A 17896-nucleotide genomic window follows, 5' to 3' on the forward strand; every position below is an offset into this window, starting at 1 on the left:
CGCGTGGGAATGATCGCGAAGCTCACCTCAGGTGTACTTGCGCTGCTCCGGCGCAGGTGGGAAGTACTGGTAGAGCCAGGTTTCGCTCAAGGTTCGGTCCTGGGTGCGAATAAACAGGCGCAGCTCCACCGGCTCCACACTGTCGCTGGTGGGGTACCAGTCGAACAGGATGCGATAGCCCTTGATGTTGTCCAGCACCAGCACGCTGAAATCCTTCACCTCACCATGGGAGCAGGTCACTACCGGCTCGATACCGGTGCCTGCTGGCAGGCGATCCAGGCCGCCGCCCTTGAAGTCGACGGCGAAACGCCGTGCCCACACCTTCGGGTAATGCTCGCCGGGCGCCCAACCCTCGGTAAATCCACCCATGCCCGAACGAGTCGCGTCGACCTGGGCCAGCGGCGTGCTCACCGGCGGTAGTGCGCTCCAGTACAGCTTGTAGCCATAATTGAGCGAATCACCAGCGGCCACAGGCTTTTTCGGAGTCCAGAAGGCCACGATATTGTCCAGAGTTTCGCCGGTGGTGGGGATTTCCAGCAAATCGATCGAGCCTTCACCCCATGCAGTGGTAGGTTCAACCCACAGGCTTGGACGCTTGCTGTACCAGTCGACGGTGTCCTGGTAGCTGGCGAACTCATGATCGGTCTGCACCAGGCCGAAGCCTTTGGGGTTGGTGTCGGCAAATGCGTTGAATTGCAGTTTGGCCGGGTTGTTCAGCGGGCGGCAGATCCACTCGCCGTTGCCGCGCCACATGGCCAAGCGGTCCGAATCGTGGATCTGCGGGTGGATGGTGTCGCACATGCGCCGCTCGTGGGTACCGCAGCTGAACATGCTGGTCATTGGCGCGATGCCCAGTTGTTCGATGGCGGTGCGCGCATTGATATGCGCATCGATCGCCATCACCACCTGGTTGGCCTGGCAGTCGATATCGAAGCGGTAGGCGCCGGTGGCGCTCGGTGAGTCGAGCAGGGCATAGACCACAAAACGGGTGGCGTTCTTGTCCGGGGTTTCGAACCAGAACTGCGTGAAATCGGGGAATTCCTCGCGTTTTTTCGCGTAGGTATCAATTGCCAGGCCACGGGCCGAGAGGCCGTATTGGCCGGTGGAGTCCACTGCGCGGAAGTAGCTGGCGCCGAGAAACGACAGCACGTCATGGCGGTCCAGTTCCGGCGCCTTGAACAGCTTGAAACCGGAGAAACCCAGGTCGCCGGTCAGTTGCTGGGTGTCCACCGTGGTTTTTTCATAGTTGAACAGCGAAGGGCGGAAATGCACTTCGCGGGCCTCGCGGGTCTTGGGATCGACACTGTGCATGCGCACTGGCGTCTTGAAGCCCATGCCGACGTGGAAGAACTGCACGTCGAGTTGGCCATTCAATTCTTTCCATAACGAATGGTTGCCGTCATAGCCGATGGCGTTGAAATTCTGCGGGGTCATGGTGGCCAGGGTCGGCGGCAGTACCTGTTTAGTGTCCTGATAGCCACGGGTGGCCAATTGCTTGGCTTGCGCCTTGAGCGATTCGAAATCGAACGCCACGGCCTTGCCATCGGCGGCCCGGTTCCCGGCCCAAGCCTGCGCGGCCAGCAGGCCGCTGGCCGACAAACCGGTGTAAGCCGCAATGGCCATGGACGCTTTGAGCAAATTCCTGCGGTGCATAGAGACAACCTGTCGTGAGCAAATCCCGCGCCGTTCCTGGCACGTAATGGATCAGAAATAACGGTTCGGACATGCCTTCGGCCAAACGCAACGGACATTAAACAGACGCCGGATAGCTTAAGCGGTTCGATGTATAAGGAAAATTGATTGATGGCGTGATGATAGCGCTGCATATGCAACAAGACATTTCCAGGATGGCAGTCAAACGTTACATCTGGAAGCACTCTAGATCGTGGCTCTTTGGCACTTAGTTTTACGCTGAGGGCCTACTGTCCCTACGAACTCAAGTGTCTGGAGGCTACAAATGAATACCCGTGGATTGCTCGATCAGTTGCTCAAGTCTGGCCAGGACATGTTGCAAAACAAGGCTGGTGGCCAGGGTAAGTCCAATGACAGAGGCGCCTTGGGCGGTTTGCTTGGCGGCGGCGGGCTCGGCAGCCTGCTCGGCGGTGCTGGCGGCGGCGCCCTGGCGGCCGGGGCCATGGGCTTGCTGTTGGGTAACAAGAAGGCGCGCAAATTCGGCGGCAAGGCCCTGACCTACGGTGGTTTGGCGGCATTGGGTGTGATTGCCTACAAAGCCTACGGCAACTGGCAGGCCCAGCAGGCCAGCGCTCCCCAGGGCGAGCCACAAACCATCGACCGCCTGCCACCGGCCCAGGTCGAGCAACACAGCCAGGGCATCCTCAAGGCCCTGGTGGCGGCGGCTAAGGCTGACGGGCATGTAGATGAGCGCGAACGTGCGTTGATCGAAGGGGAATTCACCAAGCTGGACAACGACCAGGAGCTGCAGCACTGGCTGCATGCCGAGCTCAACAAGCCCCTGGACCCTGCCGACGTCGCCCGTGCCGCCAGCACCCCGGAGATGGCTGCCGAGATGTACATCGCCAGCGTGATGCTGGTGGACGAGGAGAACTTCATGGAGAAGTCCTATCTGGACGAATTGGCTCGCCAACTGAAGCTTGAGCCCGGTTTGAAGCTGGAGTTGGAAAAGCAGGTGCGGCTTAACGCATAAGTAAGGCTACCGGCACAGCTCTGCCCCGCTAACCACGAAGCGAAGCGAGCTGCTCTTGATCTTGATCTGCTTTTGATCTTAGGCGGCCCCCCAAATCCCTGTCGGATTACGGGCACACCGAGCCTGGGCGAGGTGCCGAGTGGTGGGGCAAGAGCCTTTTGGTTACTTTTGGGCTCTTCAAAAGTGACCCGCTGTTAAAGCCAGCCCTTTCAAGGTCTTTGCCTAAATCGCGTCCTACGCCAATTCCAGGCTGAAATTAAGAAATAAACGAGTTGAATTTGGCTCAGCCAGCATCTCTTTTGGTCAAAAAACGATCATGTTTTGGGGCTTTTTCCAAAGACCTTGAAAGGGCTGGCTGTTAAAGCGCAACCAATAGAAGCCATTACCGCAGGAATGGATATGTACTCGGTCTGATCCGGCATCCTGGTCGGCCCTGAGGCCGCCATCGGGAGCAAGCCCCCTCCCACATTTGAACCGCGCCCGTCAGTTGGATCGTCCTCGGCACACGTGCCACCCATCCCACGTACGCATTCTGTGTACGCGCCCTCAAAAGCGTTGATAAACGCAGGCATCCGCTCAGCTATACTCCCCTCCATTTGAATGGCCCTGCGAGGAATTACTGTGAAGAACTGGACCCTGCGCCAAAGGATTTTGGCGAGCTTTGCGGTAATCATCGCGATCATGCTGCTGATGGTGGTGCTCTCGTATTCGCGTCTGCTGAAGATCGAAGCCAGCGAAAACTCTGTCCGCGACGATGCCGTGCCCGGGGTGTTTTTCAGTTCGATGATTCGCAGTGCCTGGGTCGACAGCTACCTGCAGACCCAGGAGTTGGTCGGAATCCACGAAAACCAGGGCATTTCCGAGGAAGACAAGCAGGACTACAAGTCGTTCGAGGCGCGACTCGAGCAGCACATGGCGAGCTACGCGGGGACGATCAATATCACCCAGGATCGCACGCAATTCGATGCCTTCGAAAAACTGCACCAGAACTACAATGCAATGCTTGCCCAGGTTCTGGCGGCCCATCAGAGCAACAACCCGGCCGAGGCACTGAGGCTGTTCAACGAGAAGCTGACCCCCGCCTGGATCGCAGGCCGCCTGAAACTCAACGACATCATCAATGAGAACAAACAGGTCGCCGACAATGCCACGGCCGCCATCGATGATGCCGTCGCGGCCGCGAAGGTCAGCATGGGAGTTTCACTGCTGCTGGCGGTTCTCGCTGCAGCGTTGTGCGGCCTGTTGCTGATGCGCGCGATCATGGCGCCGATGCAGCGCATCGTCGAAATCCTCGAAGTCATGCGCACCGGCGACCTGAGCAAGCGTTTGAATCTGGAGCGCAAGGACGAATTCAACGTTGTCGAAACCGGCTTCAACGACATGATGACCGAACTGACCGCCCTGGTCTCCCAGGCACAGCGTTCGTCGGTGCAGGTCACAACCTCGGTCACCGAGATTGCCGCGACCTCCAAGCAGCAACAGGCCACCGCCACGGAAACCGCGGCCACCACCACCGAAATCGGCGCCACGTCCCGCGAGATCGCTGCCACCTCCAAGGATTTGGTCCGCACCATGACCGAAGTGTCCACCGCCGCCGACCAGGCCTCGGTCGCCGCCGGTTCAGGCCAGCAGGGCCTGGCGCGTATGGAAGAAACCATGCACTCGGTGATGGGCGCGGCCGACCTGGTCAACGCCAAGCTGGCGATCCTCAACGAGAAGGCCGGCAATATCAACCAGGTGGTGGTGACCATCGTCAAGGTGGCTGACCAGACCAACCTGTTGTCCCTCAACGCCGCCATCGAGGCGGAGAAAGCCGGCGAATACGGTCGCGGTTTTGCCGTGGTGGCTACCGAAGTGCGTCGCCTGGCCGACCAGACCGCCGTGGCCACCTACGACATCGAGCAGATGGTGCGTGAGATCCAGTCGGCGGTGTCGGCGGGAGTGATGGGCATGGACAAGTTCTCCGAGGAAGTTCGCCGGGGCATGTTCGAAGTGCAGCAAGTCGGCGAGCAGTTGTCGCAGATCATCCATCAGGTCCAGGCCCTGGCGCCGCGGGTGTTGATGGTCAACGAAGGCATGCAAGCCCAGGCCACCGGCGCCGAACAGATCAACCACGCGCTGGTGCAATTGGGCGATGCCAGCAGCCAGACCGTCGAATCCCTGCGCCAGGCAAGCTTCGCCATTGATGAACTGAGCCAGGTTGCGGTCGGTCTGCGCAGCGGCGTGTCGCGTTTCAAAGTCTGATGAGCGATCTCGCGGCTAAGCGCGGCGCCGTCCCGGCAGCGAAAAAAGCGTTGTTCCTGGTGTTCCACATCGGCAACGAACGCTTTGCCCTCAAGGCTACCGAAGTGGCGGAGGTGCTGCCGCGCCTGCCACTTAAACCCATCGCCCATGCGCCATTGTGGGTGGCGGGTATCTTCGCCCATCGCGGGGCGCTGGTGCCGGTGATTGACTTGAGCGCCCTGACCTTCGGCACCTCGGCCCAGGCTCGCACCAGCACACGGCTGGTGTTGGTCAATTACCAACCGCAGTCCTGGAGCCAGGCGCGCTGGTTGGGGCTGATCCTGGAACAGGCCACCGATACACTGCGTTGCGACCCCGCCGAGTTCCAGCCCTATGGCTTGGACAACCAGCAGGCGCCGTACCTGGGGCCGGTGCGCGAGGATGCCCAGGGCTTGATGCAGTGGATTGGCGTCGCCGAGCTGCTGACCGCTGAAGTGCGTGCCTTGTTGTTTTCTGCCGAGTTGAGTTTATGAGCAGCGACCCGCGTTTTTCGGCGTTCTTGAAAGAGCGCATCGGCCTGGATGTTGCCTCGGTGGGCGAGGCGATCATCGAGCGTGCCGTGCGCCAGCGTTGCCAGTCATCCCAGGCGCAGTCGGCGGAGGCTTACTGGCAGCACCTGCAAAATTCCCACGACGAGCAGCAGGCGCTGATCGAAGCGGTGATCGTGCCCGAGACCTGGTTTTTTCGCTATCCCGAATCCTTTGCAACCCTGGCTCGCCTGGCCCAGGTACGCCTGGCCGAAATCAAGCAGATGCGTGCGCTGCGTATTCTCAGCCTGCCGTGTTCTACCGGCGAAGAGCCCTATTCGATTGCCATGGCCTTGCTCGACGCGGGCTTGGCGCCGCATCAGTTCAAGGTGCAGGGAATGGATGTCAGCCCCCTGTCGGTGGAGCGTGCGCGGCGCGGTGTGTACGGCAAGAATTCGTTTCGCGGCGCCGATCTTGAGTTTCGCGACCGTCACTTCACCGAAGAGGCGGGCGGTTACCGCATCGCCGACCGGGTGCGCGAACAAGTGCGCCTGCAAGTCGGCAACTTGCTCGACCCGGCACTGCTGGCCAACGAGCCCACCTATGACTTTGTGTTTTGCCGCAACCTGCTGATCTATTTCGACCAGCCGACCCAGAAGCAGGTATTTGACGTGCTCAAGGAGCTGACCCACGTGGACGGCGTGCTGTTTATCGGCCCGGCCGAGGGCAGCCTGCTGGGGCGCCACGGCATGCGTTCGATTGGCGTGCCGCAATCCTTTGCCTTTAGCCGGCATGTGGAACAGGCTCCGCCGGTTCCGGTTTTTGTACCGATGCCCGCGCCAACGCCGCAGCGCAGCGCGGCACCGATACCGCTCAAGCCGCGTCCGTTCAGCAAGCCCTGCCCGCCAGTGCCTCCAGCCAAAGTGGCACCCGCCGATGCCGGCGAGCTGCTCAGCCAGATCGCGACCCTGGCCAATGAAGGCAAGAGTGCCGAGGCTCGTGCCGCCTGCGAGCGTTATTTGAGCAGCCATCCACCGGCCGCCCAGGTGTTCTACTGGCTGGGGCTGCTCAGTGATGTGGCCGGCAGCGCCCTGGAGGCCCAAGGGTATTACCGCAAAGCCTTGTACCTGGAACCGCAGCATCCACAGGCCTTGATGCATCTGGCCGCGTTGCTCGAGTCCCAGGGCGACAGTGCGGGGGCGCGCCGTCTACAGGCGCGCGCCGCCCGTAGCGAGCGAGCCGAGAGTGAGTCCAAACGATGAGTAGCCCTGACGCGCTCGACACCGCAGGCCTGGACCTGACGCTGACCGATACCCAAGCCATCGACGACTGCTGGAACCGCATCGGCATTCATGGTGACAAGTCCTGCCCATTACTGGTTGAGCACATTCACTGCCGCAACTGCTCGGTGTATTCCGCCGCCGCCACGCGCCTGCTGGACCGCTATGCACTGCAGCAGGACGATCATCGCCCGCAGGCCGCCGTCGAAGCGGATAAAGAGGTAGTCACCCGTTCCCTGTTGATGTTCCGCCTGGGCGAGGAATGGCTCGGTATCGCCACCCGTTGCCTGGTGGAAGTGGCGCCATTGCAGCCGATCCACTCCCTGCCGCACCAGCGTTCCCGGGCGCTGCTGGGCGTGGCCAATGTGCGCGGCGCGTTGGTGGCGTGCCTGTCACTGGTAGAACTGCTGGGCCTGGACAGCACCATTGCTGGTGCCGGCGGCGCGCGCATCATGCCGCGCATGTTAATCATCGCGGCTCAGGACGGCCCGGTGGTCGTGCCGGTGGACGAAGTGGATGGCATCCATGCCATCGATGAGCGCACCCTGAAGGCGGCGTCGGCCTCCGGTACCCAGGCCAGCGCACGCTACACTCAGGGCGTGTTGCAGTGGAAAGGCCGCAGCCTGCGCTGGCTGGACGAAGCGCAATTGTTGTCCGCCGTGACTCGGAGCCTCGCATGACCCCCGACCAGATGCGCGATGCCTCGCTGTTGGAACTGTTCAGCCTGGAGGCCGATGCGCAGACACAGGTATTGAGCGCGGGCCTTTTGGCCCTGGAGCGCAACCCAACCCAGGCCGACCAGCTCGAGGCCTGCATGCGCGCCGCGCACTCGCTCAAGGGCGCAGCGCGGATTGTCGGCGTGGATGCCGGGGTCAGCGTGGCCCACGTCATGGAAGATTGCCTGGTCAGCGCCCAGGAAGGCCGCCTGTATCTGCAACCCGAACATATCGACGCGTTGCTGCAAGGCACCGACCTGCTGATGCGTGTCGCCACGCCGGGCAATGATGTGGGGGCGGCGGATATCGAGGTGTATGTGGCGCTGATGGAGCGTTTGCTCGATCCGACACAGCCCACCGCCATGGGTGCGCCAAAGCCCGAGCCTGCGCCCCTCGTTGAAGAAGTGCCGCAGGAGCCGGAGCCAGCACCGCCGGTCAGCAGTGAAGCGCCGCGCCAGAACAAACGTATGACCGAAGGCGGCGAGCGCGTACTGCGGGTGACGGCCGAGCGCTTGAACAGCTTGTTGGACCTGTCCAGCAAGTCCCTGGTGGAAACCCAGCGGCTCAAGCCGTACCTGGCGAGCATGCAGCGCCTCAAGCGTATTCAAGGCAACGGCTTGCGCGCCCTGGATACGTTGGACGGCCAGCTCAAGGCCCTGGACTTGAATCTTGAAGCCCTGGAGGCCCTGGCCGATACCCGTCGCCTGTTGAGCGAAGCCCAGGCGCTGCTGGCGGAAAAACACGCCGAGCTGGATGAATTCGGCTGGCAGGCCGGGCAGCGTGCCCAGGTGCTCTACGACACCGCGTTGGCCTGCCGCATGCGCCCGTTTGCCGACGTGCTCGCCGGGCAAGTGCGCATGGTGCGTGACCTGGGCCGCAGCCTGGGCAAACAAGTGCGCCTGGAGATCGAGGGCGAGAAGACACAGGTCGACCGCGACGTACTGGAAAAACTCGAAGCGCCGCTCACTCATTTACTACGCAATGCCGTCGACCACGGCATCGAAACGCCCGAACAGCGCATGCTGGCAGGCAAGCCCGCGGAAGGCCTGATCCGACTGCGCGCGTCTCACCAGGCCGGGCTGCTGGTGCTCGAGTTGAGCGATGACGGCAACGGTGTCGACCTTGAGCGCCTGCGCGGCGCCATCGTCGACCGACACTTGTCGCCGGTGGAAACCGCTCTGCGCTTGAGCGAAGAGGAACTGCTGACGTTCCTGTTCCTGCCCGGTTTCAGCCTGCGCGACAAGGTTACCGAAGTGTCCGGGCGCGGCGTCGGCCTGGACGCGGTGCAGCATATGGTCCGCCAACTGCGCGGCGCCGTGGTGCTGGAGCAGACGGCGGGGCAGGGCAGCCGCTTCCACCTGGAAGTACCGTTGACCTTGTCGGTGGTGCGCAGCCTGGTGGTGGAAGTGGGCGAAGAAGCCTATGCCTTTCCGCTGGCTCATATCGAACGTATGTGCGACCTGGCGCCCGACGACATCGTGCAATTGGAGGGTCGCCAGCACTTTTGGCATGAGGGCCGGCACGTCGGCCTGGTAGCCGCCAGCCAGTTGTTGCAGCGCCCGCCGGGGCAAACCCCATCAGATACCTTGAAAGTGGTGGTGATTCGCGAGCGTGACGCCGTGTACGGGATTGCCGTGGAGCGCTTTATCGGTGAACGTACCCTGGTGGTGTTGCCCCTGGATGATCGCCTGGGCAAGGTTCAGGACATCTCCGCCGGGGCCCTGCTCGATGACGGCTCGGTGGTGTTGATCGTCGACGTCGAAGACATGCTGCGTTCGGTGGACAAGCTGCTCAACACCGGCCGCCTGGAACGCATCGCCCGGCGCAGCCAGCAGGCCAGCGAAGCACCGCGCAAGCGCGTGCTGGTGGTAGACGATTCGCTGACCGTACGCGAGCTGCAGCGCAAATTATTACTCAATCGTGGTTATGAAGTGGCTGTTGCGGTCGATGGCATGGATGGCTGGAACGCATTGCGCTCCGAGGACTTCGACCTGCTTATCACTGACATTGATATGCCTCGCATGGACGGTATTGAATTGGTCACACTCTTGCGTCGTGACAGTCGCCTGCAATCGTTGCCGGTGATGGTGGTTTCCTACAAGGATCGTGAAGAAGACCGGCGCCGTGGGCTCGACGCCGGTGCCGACTATTATCTAGCCAAAGCCAGTTTCCATGACGATGCCTTGCTCGACGCCGTGGTTGAACTGATTGGAGGCGCTCGGGCATGAGGATTGCGATCGTCAACGACATGCCCCTGGCCGTAGAGGCATTGCGTCGTGCCTTGAGTTTCGAACCCGCCCATGAGGTGGTGTGGGTGGCCAGCAATGGCCTGGAAGCGGTGCAGCGTTGCGCCGAACTGACTCCGGACCTGATCCTGATGGACCTGATCATGCCGGTCATGGATGGGGTAGAGGCTACCCGCCAGATCATGGCCGACACGCCCTGCCCGATCGTGATTGTCACGGTCGACCGTCAGGCCAACGTCAGTCGCGTATTTGAGGCCATGGGCCATGGCGCGCTGGACGTGGTGGACACGCCCGCGCTGGGCGTGGGCAACCCCAAGGACGCGGCCGCGCCGTTGTTGCGCAAGATCCTCAACATCGGCTGGCTGGTCGGCCAGCGCGGCAGTCGTGTGCGTGCCGAAACGCCGACGCAGCGTGTCACTGGCAAGCGTCAACGGCTGGTGGCCATTGGTTCTTCGGCCGGTGGGCCGGCGGCGCTGGAGGTCCTGCTCAAGGGCCTGCCGCGCAATTTCCCCGCCGCCATCGTGCTGGTGCAACACGTGGACCAGGTGTTCGCCGCGGGCATGGCCGAATGGTTGAGCGGCGCCTCCGGCCTGCCGGTACGCCTGGCCTGTGAAGGCGAGCCGCCGCAAACCGGGGTGGTATTGCTGGCCGGTACCAACCACCATATTCGCTTGTTGAAAAATGGCACGCTAGCCTATACGGCAGAGCCGGTGAACGAGATCTACCGGCCCTCCATCGACGTATTTTTCGAAAGCGTCGCCAGCCATTGGAACGGCGATGCCGTCGGTGTCTTGCTGACCGGCATGGGGCGCGATGGCGCCCAGGGCCTCAAGTTGATGCGGGAACAAGGATATTTGACCATCGCCCAGGACCAGCAGAGTTCGGCGGTGTATGGCATGCCCAAAGCGGCAGCGGCGATCGACGCCGCTGTTGAAATTCGCCCACTGGATAGAATTGCGCCCCGATTGCTGGAGGTCTTTGCGAAATGAACAAAAATCTCCCGCCGTGCTGGCTTGCAGGTAGTAATTCAGGTGATTGCACATGAATGATTTACAGCTCGACGACTTCAAGACCGACGAAAACGCCGCCATGGTGTTGTTGGTCGACGACCAGGCCATGATCGGCGAAGCCGTGCGGCGTGGCCTGGCCAATGAAGAAAACATCGACTTCCACTTTTGCGCCGACCCGCACCAGGCGATTGCCCAGGCGATCCGCATCAAGCCGACGGTGATCCTGCAAGATCTGGTAATGCCGGGCCTCGACGGCCTCACCCTGGTGCGCGAATACCGCAACCACCCGGCCACCGCGAATATCCCGATCATCGTGCTGTCTACCAAGGAAGACCCGCTGATCAAGAGCGCGGCCTTTGCCGCCGGAGCCAATGATTACCTGGTCAAGCTGCCGGACAACATCGAACTGGTGGCCCGCATCCGCTACCACTCGCGTTCCTACATGACCTTGTTGCAGCGCGATGCTGCCTACCGCGCACTGCGGGTCAGCCAGCAACAGCTGCTGGACACCAACCTGGTGCTGCAACGCCTGATGCACTCCGACGGCCTGACCGGGTTGTCTAACCGCCGCCACTTTGACGAGTACCTTGAACTGGAATGGCGCCGTGCCATGCGCGATCAGACCCAACTGTCGCTGTTGATGATTGACGTGGACTTCTTCAAGACCTTCAACGACAGCTTCGGTCACGTCGAAGGCGACGAAGCCCTGCGCAAAGTCGCCGAAGCCATCCGCGATGCCAGCAGCCGCCCTTCGGACTTGCCGGCGCGCTACGGCGGTGAAGAATTCGCCCTGGTGCTGCCTAACACCTCGCCGGGCGGTGCGCGGCTGGTGGCGGAAAAACTGCGCATGGCCGTGGCCGCGTTGAAAATCCCGCACAATGCGCCGGTGGAAGGTTCGAGCCTGACCATCAGTATCGGCCTGTCGACCTTGACACCGGTACAGGGCACGGATTGCCGGCAGTTGATCATGGCGGCGGACAAGGGGTTGTATACGGCCAAGCATAATGGGCGAAATCAGGTCGGCATCGAGTAGCCACACGCGCCACCCACCCCCTGAGGGAGCTGGCTTGCCTGCGATAGCCATGGGTATCTACACAACTGTTTGCTCTTGCGCTGTTGCTGTTGCTCTGGCTTTTGATCTTGATCTCAGGCGCCCCGCCAAACACGCTGGCCGAACGCAGGCTTGAAGCCGTGGGTAACCCGGCAGGACGCCGGGTTAGCCGCCCCGCGCCATGGATGGCGCGTGGCGGCGGCCCACGGATTCAAGCCTGCGTTCGGGCACACTGAGCCTAAGCGAGGTGCCGAGTGTTGGGGCGAAGGCCTTTTGGTTACTTTTGTGCCTTTACAAAAGTGACACGCCGTAAGGGCGTAACCCTAAGTGGCCGTTACCGCAGCAACGGATATGTACTCGGTCTGATCCAACATCCTGGTTGGCTGTCAGGCCGCCATCGGGAGCAAGTCGAATCGTCGCACCGCCCCTCCCACATTTACGTCGCGGGGGTGTCAGGTAGATAGTCGCCAGATGCCGAACCGTCACGGGAGCAAGCTCCCTCGCCACAGGTTCAGGGCCACGCCAAAGTTATGTAGATACCTATGCTGCGATAGCGGTGTGTCCGTCACAGAAGTATCGACTGATACACCGTTATCGCAGGCAAGTCAGCTCCCACATTTGATTTGTATTCTGCTGCGGTTCCTGTACAAACCTCCGCCTTTTCGGCCAGGCGGACTGCCGTTTCCAGCCGTTTGCCGTTATACTCGCCGGCTTTCAAAAGTTCGCCAACGAGTGCTGCCCGCCATGGAAATCAACCCGATCCTTAACACCATCAAGGACCTGTCCGAGCGCTCCGAAACTATTCGGGGGTATCTTTGACTACGATCAAAAGCATGAGCGTCTGACCGAGGTCAATCGCGAGCTTGAAGATCCGAGCGTCTGGAACAAACCTGAATACGCCCAGGAGCTGGGGCGCGAGCGCTCTGCGCTGGCGCAGATCGTCGATACCCTCGACGAACTGAACACCGGCCTGGACGATTGCCGTGACCTGCTGGACATGGCCGTCGAAGAAAACGACGAAGGCGCAGTGGGCGATGTCGTCGCCGAGCTGGCCCGTCTTGAGGAAAACCTCGCCAAGCTTGAATTCCGCCGCATGTTCAGCCACGAAATGGACCCGAACAACGCCTACCTGGACATCCAGGCCGGTTCCGGCGGCACCGAGGCCCAGGACTGGGCCAACATCCTGCTGCGCATGTACCTGCGCTGGGCCGACAAGCGCGGTTTCGACGCGACCATCATGGAACTGTCCGCCGGTGAAGTCGCCGGTATCAAGGGCGCGACCGTGCACATCAAGGGTGAATACGCCTTTGGCTGGCTGCGTACCGAGATCGGTGTACACCGCCTGGTGCGCAAGAGCCCGTTCGACTCCGGCAACCGTCGTCACACCTCATTTTCCGCAGTGTTCGTCTCGCCCGAGATCGACGACAAGGTGGAAATCGAGATCAACCCGGCCGACCTGCGCATCGATACCTACCGTTCCTCCGGTGCCGGTGGCCAGCACGTAAACACCACTGACTCGGCCGTACGTATCACCCACGTACCGACCAACACCGTGGTCAGCTGCCAGAACGAGCGTTCCCAGCACGCCAACAAGGACACCGCCATGAAAATGCTGCGGGCCAAGTTGTACGAGCAGGAAATGCAGAAGCGCAACGCCGCGTCCCAGGCGCTGGAAGACACCAAGTCGGATATCGGCTGGGGTCACCAGATCCGTTCGTACGTGCTCGATGCGTCGCGGATCAAGGATCTGCGCACCAACATCGAACGCAGCGACTGTGACAAGGTACTCGACGGCGATATCGACGAATACCTGGAAGCCAGCCTGAAATCCGGCCTGTAACACCCTATGTGGGAGCGGGCTTGCCCGCGATCCCCAGGCCGCAGGCCTGGGGGCAACGAACCTGTGATGGAAAATTTAAAGACATGAGCGACCAACAACTCGACCCGCAAGCCCTGCAACAGGAAGAAAACTCCCTGATCGCCCTGCGCAAGGAAAAGCTTGCTGCCGAGCGCGCCAAGGGTAATGCCTTCCCCAATGACTTCCGCCGCGACAACTACTGCGATGCCTTGCAAAAGCAGTACGCGGACAAGACCAAGGAAGAGCTGGCAGAGGCTGCGATCCCGGTCAAGGTGGCAGGTCGCATCATGCTCAACCGTGGCTCGTTCATGGTGATCCAGGACATGACCGGGCGTATCCAGGTCTACGTCAACCGCAAGACCTTGTCCGAAGACACCTTGGCCGCGGTGAAAACCTGGGACATGGGCGACATCATCGCCGCCGAGGGCACCCTGGCCCGTTCCGGCAAGGGCGACCTGTACGTCGAGATGACCAGCGTGCGCCTGCTGACCAAGTCCCTGCGCCCGCTGCCGGACAAGCATCACGGCCTGACCGACACCGAGCAGCGTTACCGCCAGCGCTATGTCGACCTGATCGTCAACGAAGACGTGCGCCACACCTTCCGCGTGCGTTCGCAAGTCATTGCGCATATCCGCAGCTTCCTGATGCAGCGTGACTTCCTCGAAGTCGAAACGCCGATGCTGCAGACCATCCCCGGTGGCGCAGCAGCCAAGCCATTCGAAACCCACCACAACGCCCTGGACATGGAAATGTTCCTGCGCATTGCGCCTGAGCTGTACCTCAAGCGCCTGGTTGTCGGCGGTTTCGAGAAAGTATTCGAGATCAATCGCAACTTCCGTAACGAAGGCGTCTCGACCCGTCACAACCCTGAATTCACCATGTTGGAGTTCTACCAGGCCTACGCGGACTACGAAGACAACATGGACCTCACCGAAGAACTGTTCCGCGAGCTGGCACAGCTGGTACTGGGCAGCACCGACGTGCCATACGGCGACAAGGTGTTCCATTTCGGCGAGCCGTTTGTGCGTCTGTCGGTGTTCGACTCGATCCTCAAGTACAACCCTGAACTGACGGCTGACGACCTGAATGACATCGACAAGGCCCGCGCCATCGCCAAGAAAGCCGGGGCCAAGGTGCTGGGTTTCGAAGGCCTGGGCAAGTTGCAGGTGATGATTTTCGAAGAACTGGTGGAGCACAAGCTGGAACAGCCACACTTCATTACCCAGTACCCGTTCGAAGTGTCGCCGCTGGCCCGTCGCAACGACGAGAACCCCAACGTCACCGACCGTTTCGAGCTGTTCATTGGTGGCCGTGAAATCGCCAACGCCTACTCCGAGCTTAACGACGCGGAAGATCAGGCCGAGCGCTTCATGGCCCAGGTGGCAGACAAGGACGCCGGCGATGACGAAGCCATGCACTACGACGCCGACTTCGTGCGGGCCCTGGAATACGGCATGCCGCCCACCGCCGGTGAGGGCATCGGCATCGACCGGCTGGTGATGTTGTTGACCGACTCGCCGTCGATCCGCGACGTGATCCTGTTCCCGCACATGCGGCCACAAGCGTAACCGTAGCGAAAACCGAAGCCGCCTTTTATAAGGCGGCTTTTTTATGTGGCGTAAGTTCGCGTCAAACAAACAGCGCCAGGTTTTGTTGATCGGTTGATCGTTCCCATGCTCTGCGTGGGAATGCATCCTGTGATGCTCCGCGTCACACTCAAAGAGGAAAAGTGGTGAACCGCGTAATGGCTCAAGAAGGTGCCGCCGGCATAGCTGCTGCAGTGGCTGAAAGCGTTCAATATCAAGGCCGCAAGGCCAGCCGCCGGGGCAGTGAGCAACGCAGGCAAGATATTCTCGATGCGGCCATGCGCATCGTGGTGCGCGATGGCGTACGTGCCGTGCGCCATCGGGCCGTGGCTGCAGAGGCCGGCGTGCCGCTGTCGGCCACTACCTACTATTTCAAGGATATCGATGACCTGCTCACCGATACCTTCGCCCAATACGTCGAACGCAGCGCGGCTTTCATGGGCAAGTTGTGGGTGCGCAACGAAGGCCTGCTGCGCGAAATGGTTGCCTATGGCGATGGCAGTCCGCAGTCGCGCTCGCAGCTGGCCGATGACATCGCTCGGCTGACCGCCGACTACGTGCTGCGCCAACTGACCAATCGTCGCGACTATCTGATGGCCGAGCAGGCCTTTCGCCAGGAAGCCTTGCTGAACCCGCGCCTGGCCGAGCTGGTGCGTTCCCACCAGCAGATCCTGTTGCAGGGCACCGGGCAGTTTTTCCAGGTATTGGGCTCCCGTGAGCCGCAACAGGATGCCAAAGTGTTGACGGCTATTATCAGTCGGATGGAATATCAGGGCCTGCTCGGCGGCGCAGAGCCGCTGACTGGCGAAGAGATGCTTGAAATCCTCAAGCGTTACATGCATTTGGTGCTGGCTTCGGTCTGACACCGGGGGATGTCCAATGAAAGCCTGGCGTGTCGCGGTAATCGCCTTGTTGGCCCTGTTGCTCAGCGGTTGCCTGGTGACTTTCAAGGAACCATTGCCGACGGCTGAGGCCGCGCCAGAGGCTTTGCTAGGCAAGTGGGCCAGCAGGAATGCCTGGGGCGAGCCGCTCAACCTGCAGATCACCCGTGCCGGCGAGCATCGTTATAAAGCGGTGAGCTACCCTAAAGCCAGGCCGGGCCAGCGCGATGAGTATCTGTTCAGCGTCTCGCGCCATGGCAGCCGCTGGTATCTGTCGGCGCCGCTGCCTGCAAGACTGGGCGGGCATTTCATCCTGGCGGGCTTTGAGTTTGATGAAAAGCACGAACTTGTGGTCTACAACCTCGACCTTGAGCAGATCCACCAAGCCATTGGCCAGCAGGCCTTGCACGGCAGCACTGTAGACACCGTCGAAGGCGCCGGCGTGCTGGTGGATAGCCCCATGGAACAGGTGTTTGCCTACCTGGATGACCCGGCCAATGCCGATGTGTTCGTTGAAGCCGTGCGCTACCGGCGCGTGGGTAAATAACGTTTAAAGAGGAAGCACCGGGTGGACGAATACCAGCAGACGATACGCACCTTGTCCGATCGCATTGTGCTGGCGCAAACACCGATCCGCGTCCTCGACGCGGTGAAATGGGACGAGAATATTCGCCAGGGATTTCTCAAGGCCAAGGGCAAGGCCATGCCTGCCGTGGACCGCGATTACTACCTGAACCGGCCGCTGTCGTTCGACTCCAGTGCGGTCAAGCTGGAGTTCCAGAACATTGAGCGCGACATCACCCGTCGCCTGGGGCAGTTCAGCCCGGTGGGGCAGATCATGCGTCGCATGTGCCGTGAATACCGCATGGTAGTGCGCATGCTCGAAGCACGCGGCACCGAGGATTTCGGCCTGATCTCCCAGGAGCTGTATGGCGCCGCTTCGGATGCCTTCCACGCCGGTGACCCGACCCTGGCCGACCTGGGCCTGATGCTGTCTGACTACCTGAACAATATTGATGGCCGTGGCGACCTCAAGGACGAAGCCAAGACCCTCACCGCCAAGGATGCGGTCAGCCTGCTGCAAACGCGCTTGAACAAGGTGTTTGGTGAAGCGGAGGAAACCATTCGGGTGTTCGAGTCTGACGGGATCGTCGCCGACGCGGCAGCCGGCGCCGACTACATCAAGATCCGCGCCGACGCGATGTTCAACGACCGCGACGTGCGCGCCCTGGAAGTGCATGAAGGGCTGGTGCATGTGGGCACCACCCTCAATGGCCAGAACCAGCCGATCTGCACGTTCCTTTCCAAGGGGCCGCCGTCATCCACCGTGACCCAGGAAGGCCTGGCGATCCTGATGGAAATCATCACGTTTGCTTCCTACCCCAGCCGTCTGCGCAAGTTGACCAACCGTACCCGCGCCATCCACATGGTGGAGGAGGGTGCCGACTTCCTGCAGGTGTTCGAGTTCTTCCGCGAGCAAGGCTTTGAAATGGCCGAGAGCTATGGCAACGCCAGCCGGGTATTCCGTGGATCGGTGCCGACCGGCCTGCCGTTTACCAAGGATTTGTCCTACCTCAAGGGCTTTATCATGGTCTACAACTACATCCAGCTTGCTGTGCGTAAAGGCAAGCTGGAACAAGTGCCGCTGCTGTTCTGCGGCAAGACCACCCTGGAAGACATGCGTACCCTGCGCCAATTGGTCGACGAAGGCCTGGTGGTACCGCCCAAGTACCTGCCGGATCAGTTTCGTGACATGAACGCGCTGGCGGCGTGGATGTGTTTCTCCAACTTCCTCAACCACCTGAGCCTGGACCGCATCGAGGCGGATTACTCCAATATCCTTTAGGGGTCTC

Annotated in this window: 14 protein-coding genes; 13 read left to right on the top strand and 1 reads right to left on the bottom strand. The window is 61.1% G+C overall.

The genetic code is table 11. From position 1 onward, the window contains the following. Positions 1-27: 27 nt before the first annotated feature. Positions 28-1653, bottom strand: coding sequence for a glucan biosynthesis protein D (locus QYQ93_RS07055; RefSeq protein ID WP_043051507.1), 1626 nt, complete (start codon positions 1651-1653; stop codon positions 28-30). A 304-nt stretch (positions 1654-1957) separates the two neighbouring features. Here QYQ93_RS07055 and QYQ93_RS07060 point away from each other — a divergent pair, with 304 nt between their 5' ends. The 13 genes from QYQ93_RS07060 (at position 1958) to QYQ93_RS07120 (ending at position 17889) form a co-directional block, all read left to right on the top strand. Beyond that, a complete protein-coding gene (locus tag QYQ93_RS07060; RefSeq protein WP_043051508.1) occupies positions 1958-2665 on the top strand; it encodes a tellurite resistance TerB family protein in 708 nt (235 codons plus the stop codon). 621 nt (positions 2666-3286) lie between these two features. Beyond that, positions 3287-4909 (top strand): methyl-accepting chemotaxis protein, encoded by a 1623-nt coding sequence (locus QYQ93_RS07065; RefSeq protein ID WP_338476608.1) that lies wholly within the window; start codon positions 3287-3289, stop codon positions 4907-4909. Then, on the top strand, positions 4909-5421 hold the full coding sequence (locus tag QYQ93_RS07070; RefSeq protein WP_043051510.1) for a chemotaxis protein CheW: 513 nt from the start codon (positions 4909-4911) through the stop codon (positions 5419-5421). The genes QYQ93_RS07065 and QYQ93_RS07070 overlap by 1 nt, the downstream gene beginning before the upstream one ends. Further along, the gene (locus QYQ93_RS07075; protein WP_043051511.1) at positions 5418-6677 is read left to right on the top strand and encodes a CheR family methyltransferase; all 1260 of its coding nucleotides are present in this window, start codon (positions 5418-5420) and stop codon (positions 6675-6677) included. The genes QYQ93_RS07070 and QYQ93_RS07075 overlap by 4 nt, the downstream gene beginning before the upstream one ends. Then, positions 6674-7375, top strand: coding sequence for a chemotaxis protein CheW (locus tag QYQ93_RS07080; RefSeq protein ID WP_043051512.1), 702 nt, complete (start codon positions 6674-6676; stop codon positions 7373-7375). Before QYQ93_RS07075 ends, QYQ93_RS07080 begins: the two co-directional genes overlap by 4 nt. Continuing rightward, positions 7372-9639: a hybrid sensor histidine kinase/response regulator gene (locus QYQ93_RS07085; protein WP_043051513.1), complete on the top strand. Its 2268-nt coding sequence runs from the start codon at positions 7372-7374 to the stop codon at positions 9637-9639. Before QYQ93_RS07080 ends, QYQ93_RS07085 begins: the two co-directional genes overlap by 4 nt. Next, positions 9636-10646, top strand: a complete 1011-nt coding sequence (locus tag QYQ93_RS07090) for a chemotaxis response regulator protein-glutamate methylesterase (protein WP_043051514.1) — start codon at positions 9636-9638, stop codon at positions 10644-10646. Before QYQ93_RS07085 ends, QYQ93_RS07090 begins: the two co-directional genes overlap by 4 nt. 52 nt (positions 10647-10698) lie before the next feature. Beyond that, complete coding sequence (locus tag QYQ93_RS07095) at positions 10699-11700, top strand: diguanylate cyclase domain-containing protein (protein WP_043051515.1); 1002 nt, start codon at positions 10699-10701, stop codon at positions 11698-11700. A gap of 762 nt (positions 11701-12462) precedes the next feature. Continuing rightward, positions 12463-13558 (top strand): peptide chain release factor 2 gene (gene prfB / locus QYQ93_RS07100; protein WP_124399583.1). Its coding sequence is split into 2 segments (ribosomal slippage): positions 12463-12534 and positions 12536-13558, totalling 1095 coding nucleotides; the frame shifts between segments, so codons are not numbered across the junction. Between the two features lie 83 nt (positions 13559-13641). Then, positions 13642-15144, top strand: a complete 1503-nt coding sequence (gene lysS, locus QYQ93_RS07105) for a lysine--tRNA ligase (protein ID WP_338476609.1) — start codon at positions 13642-13644, stop codon at positions 15142-15144. 164 nt (positions 15145-15308) lie between these two features. Next, on the top strand, positions 15309-16025 hold the full coding sequence (locus QYQ93_RS07110; protein ID WP_080889122.1) for a TetR/AcrR family transcriptional regulator: 717 nt from the start codon (positions 15309-15311) through the stop codon (positions 16023-16025). 16 nt (positions 16026-16041) lie between these two features. Further along, a complete protein-coding gene (locus QYQ93_RS07115; protein WP_043050920.1) occupies positions 16042-16590 on the top strand; it encodes a hypothetical protein in 549 nt (182 codons plus the stop codon). 21 nt (positions 16591-16611) lie between these two features. Further along, on the top strand, positions 16612-17889 hold the full coding sequence (locus QYQ93_RS07120) for a flavohemoglobin expression-modulating QEGLA motif protein (RefSeq protein ID WP_043050919.1): 1278 nt from the start codon (positions 16612-16614) through the stop codon (positions 17887-17889). Positions 17890-17896 lie beyond the last annotated feature (7 nt).

Source organism: Pseudomonas khavaziana (genome assembly GCF_036704165.1).
In the GTDB taxonomy this organism is placed as follows: Bacteria; Pseudomonadota; Gammaproteobacteria; order Pseudomonadales; family Pseudomonadaceae; genus Aquipseudomonas; species Aquipseudomonas khavaziana.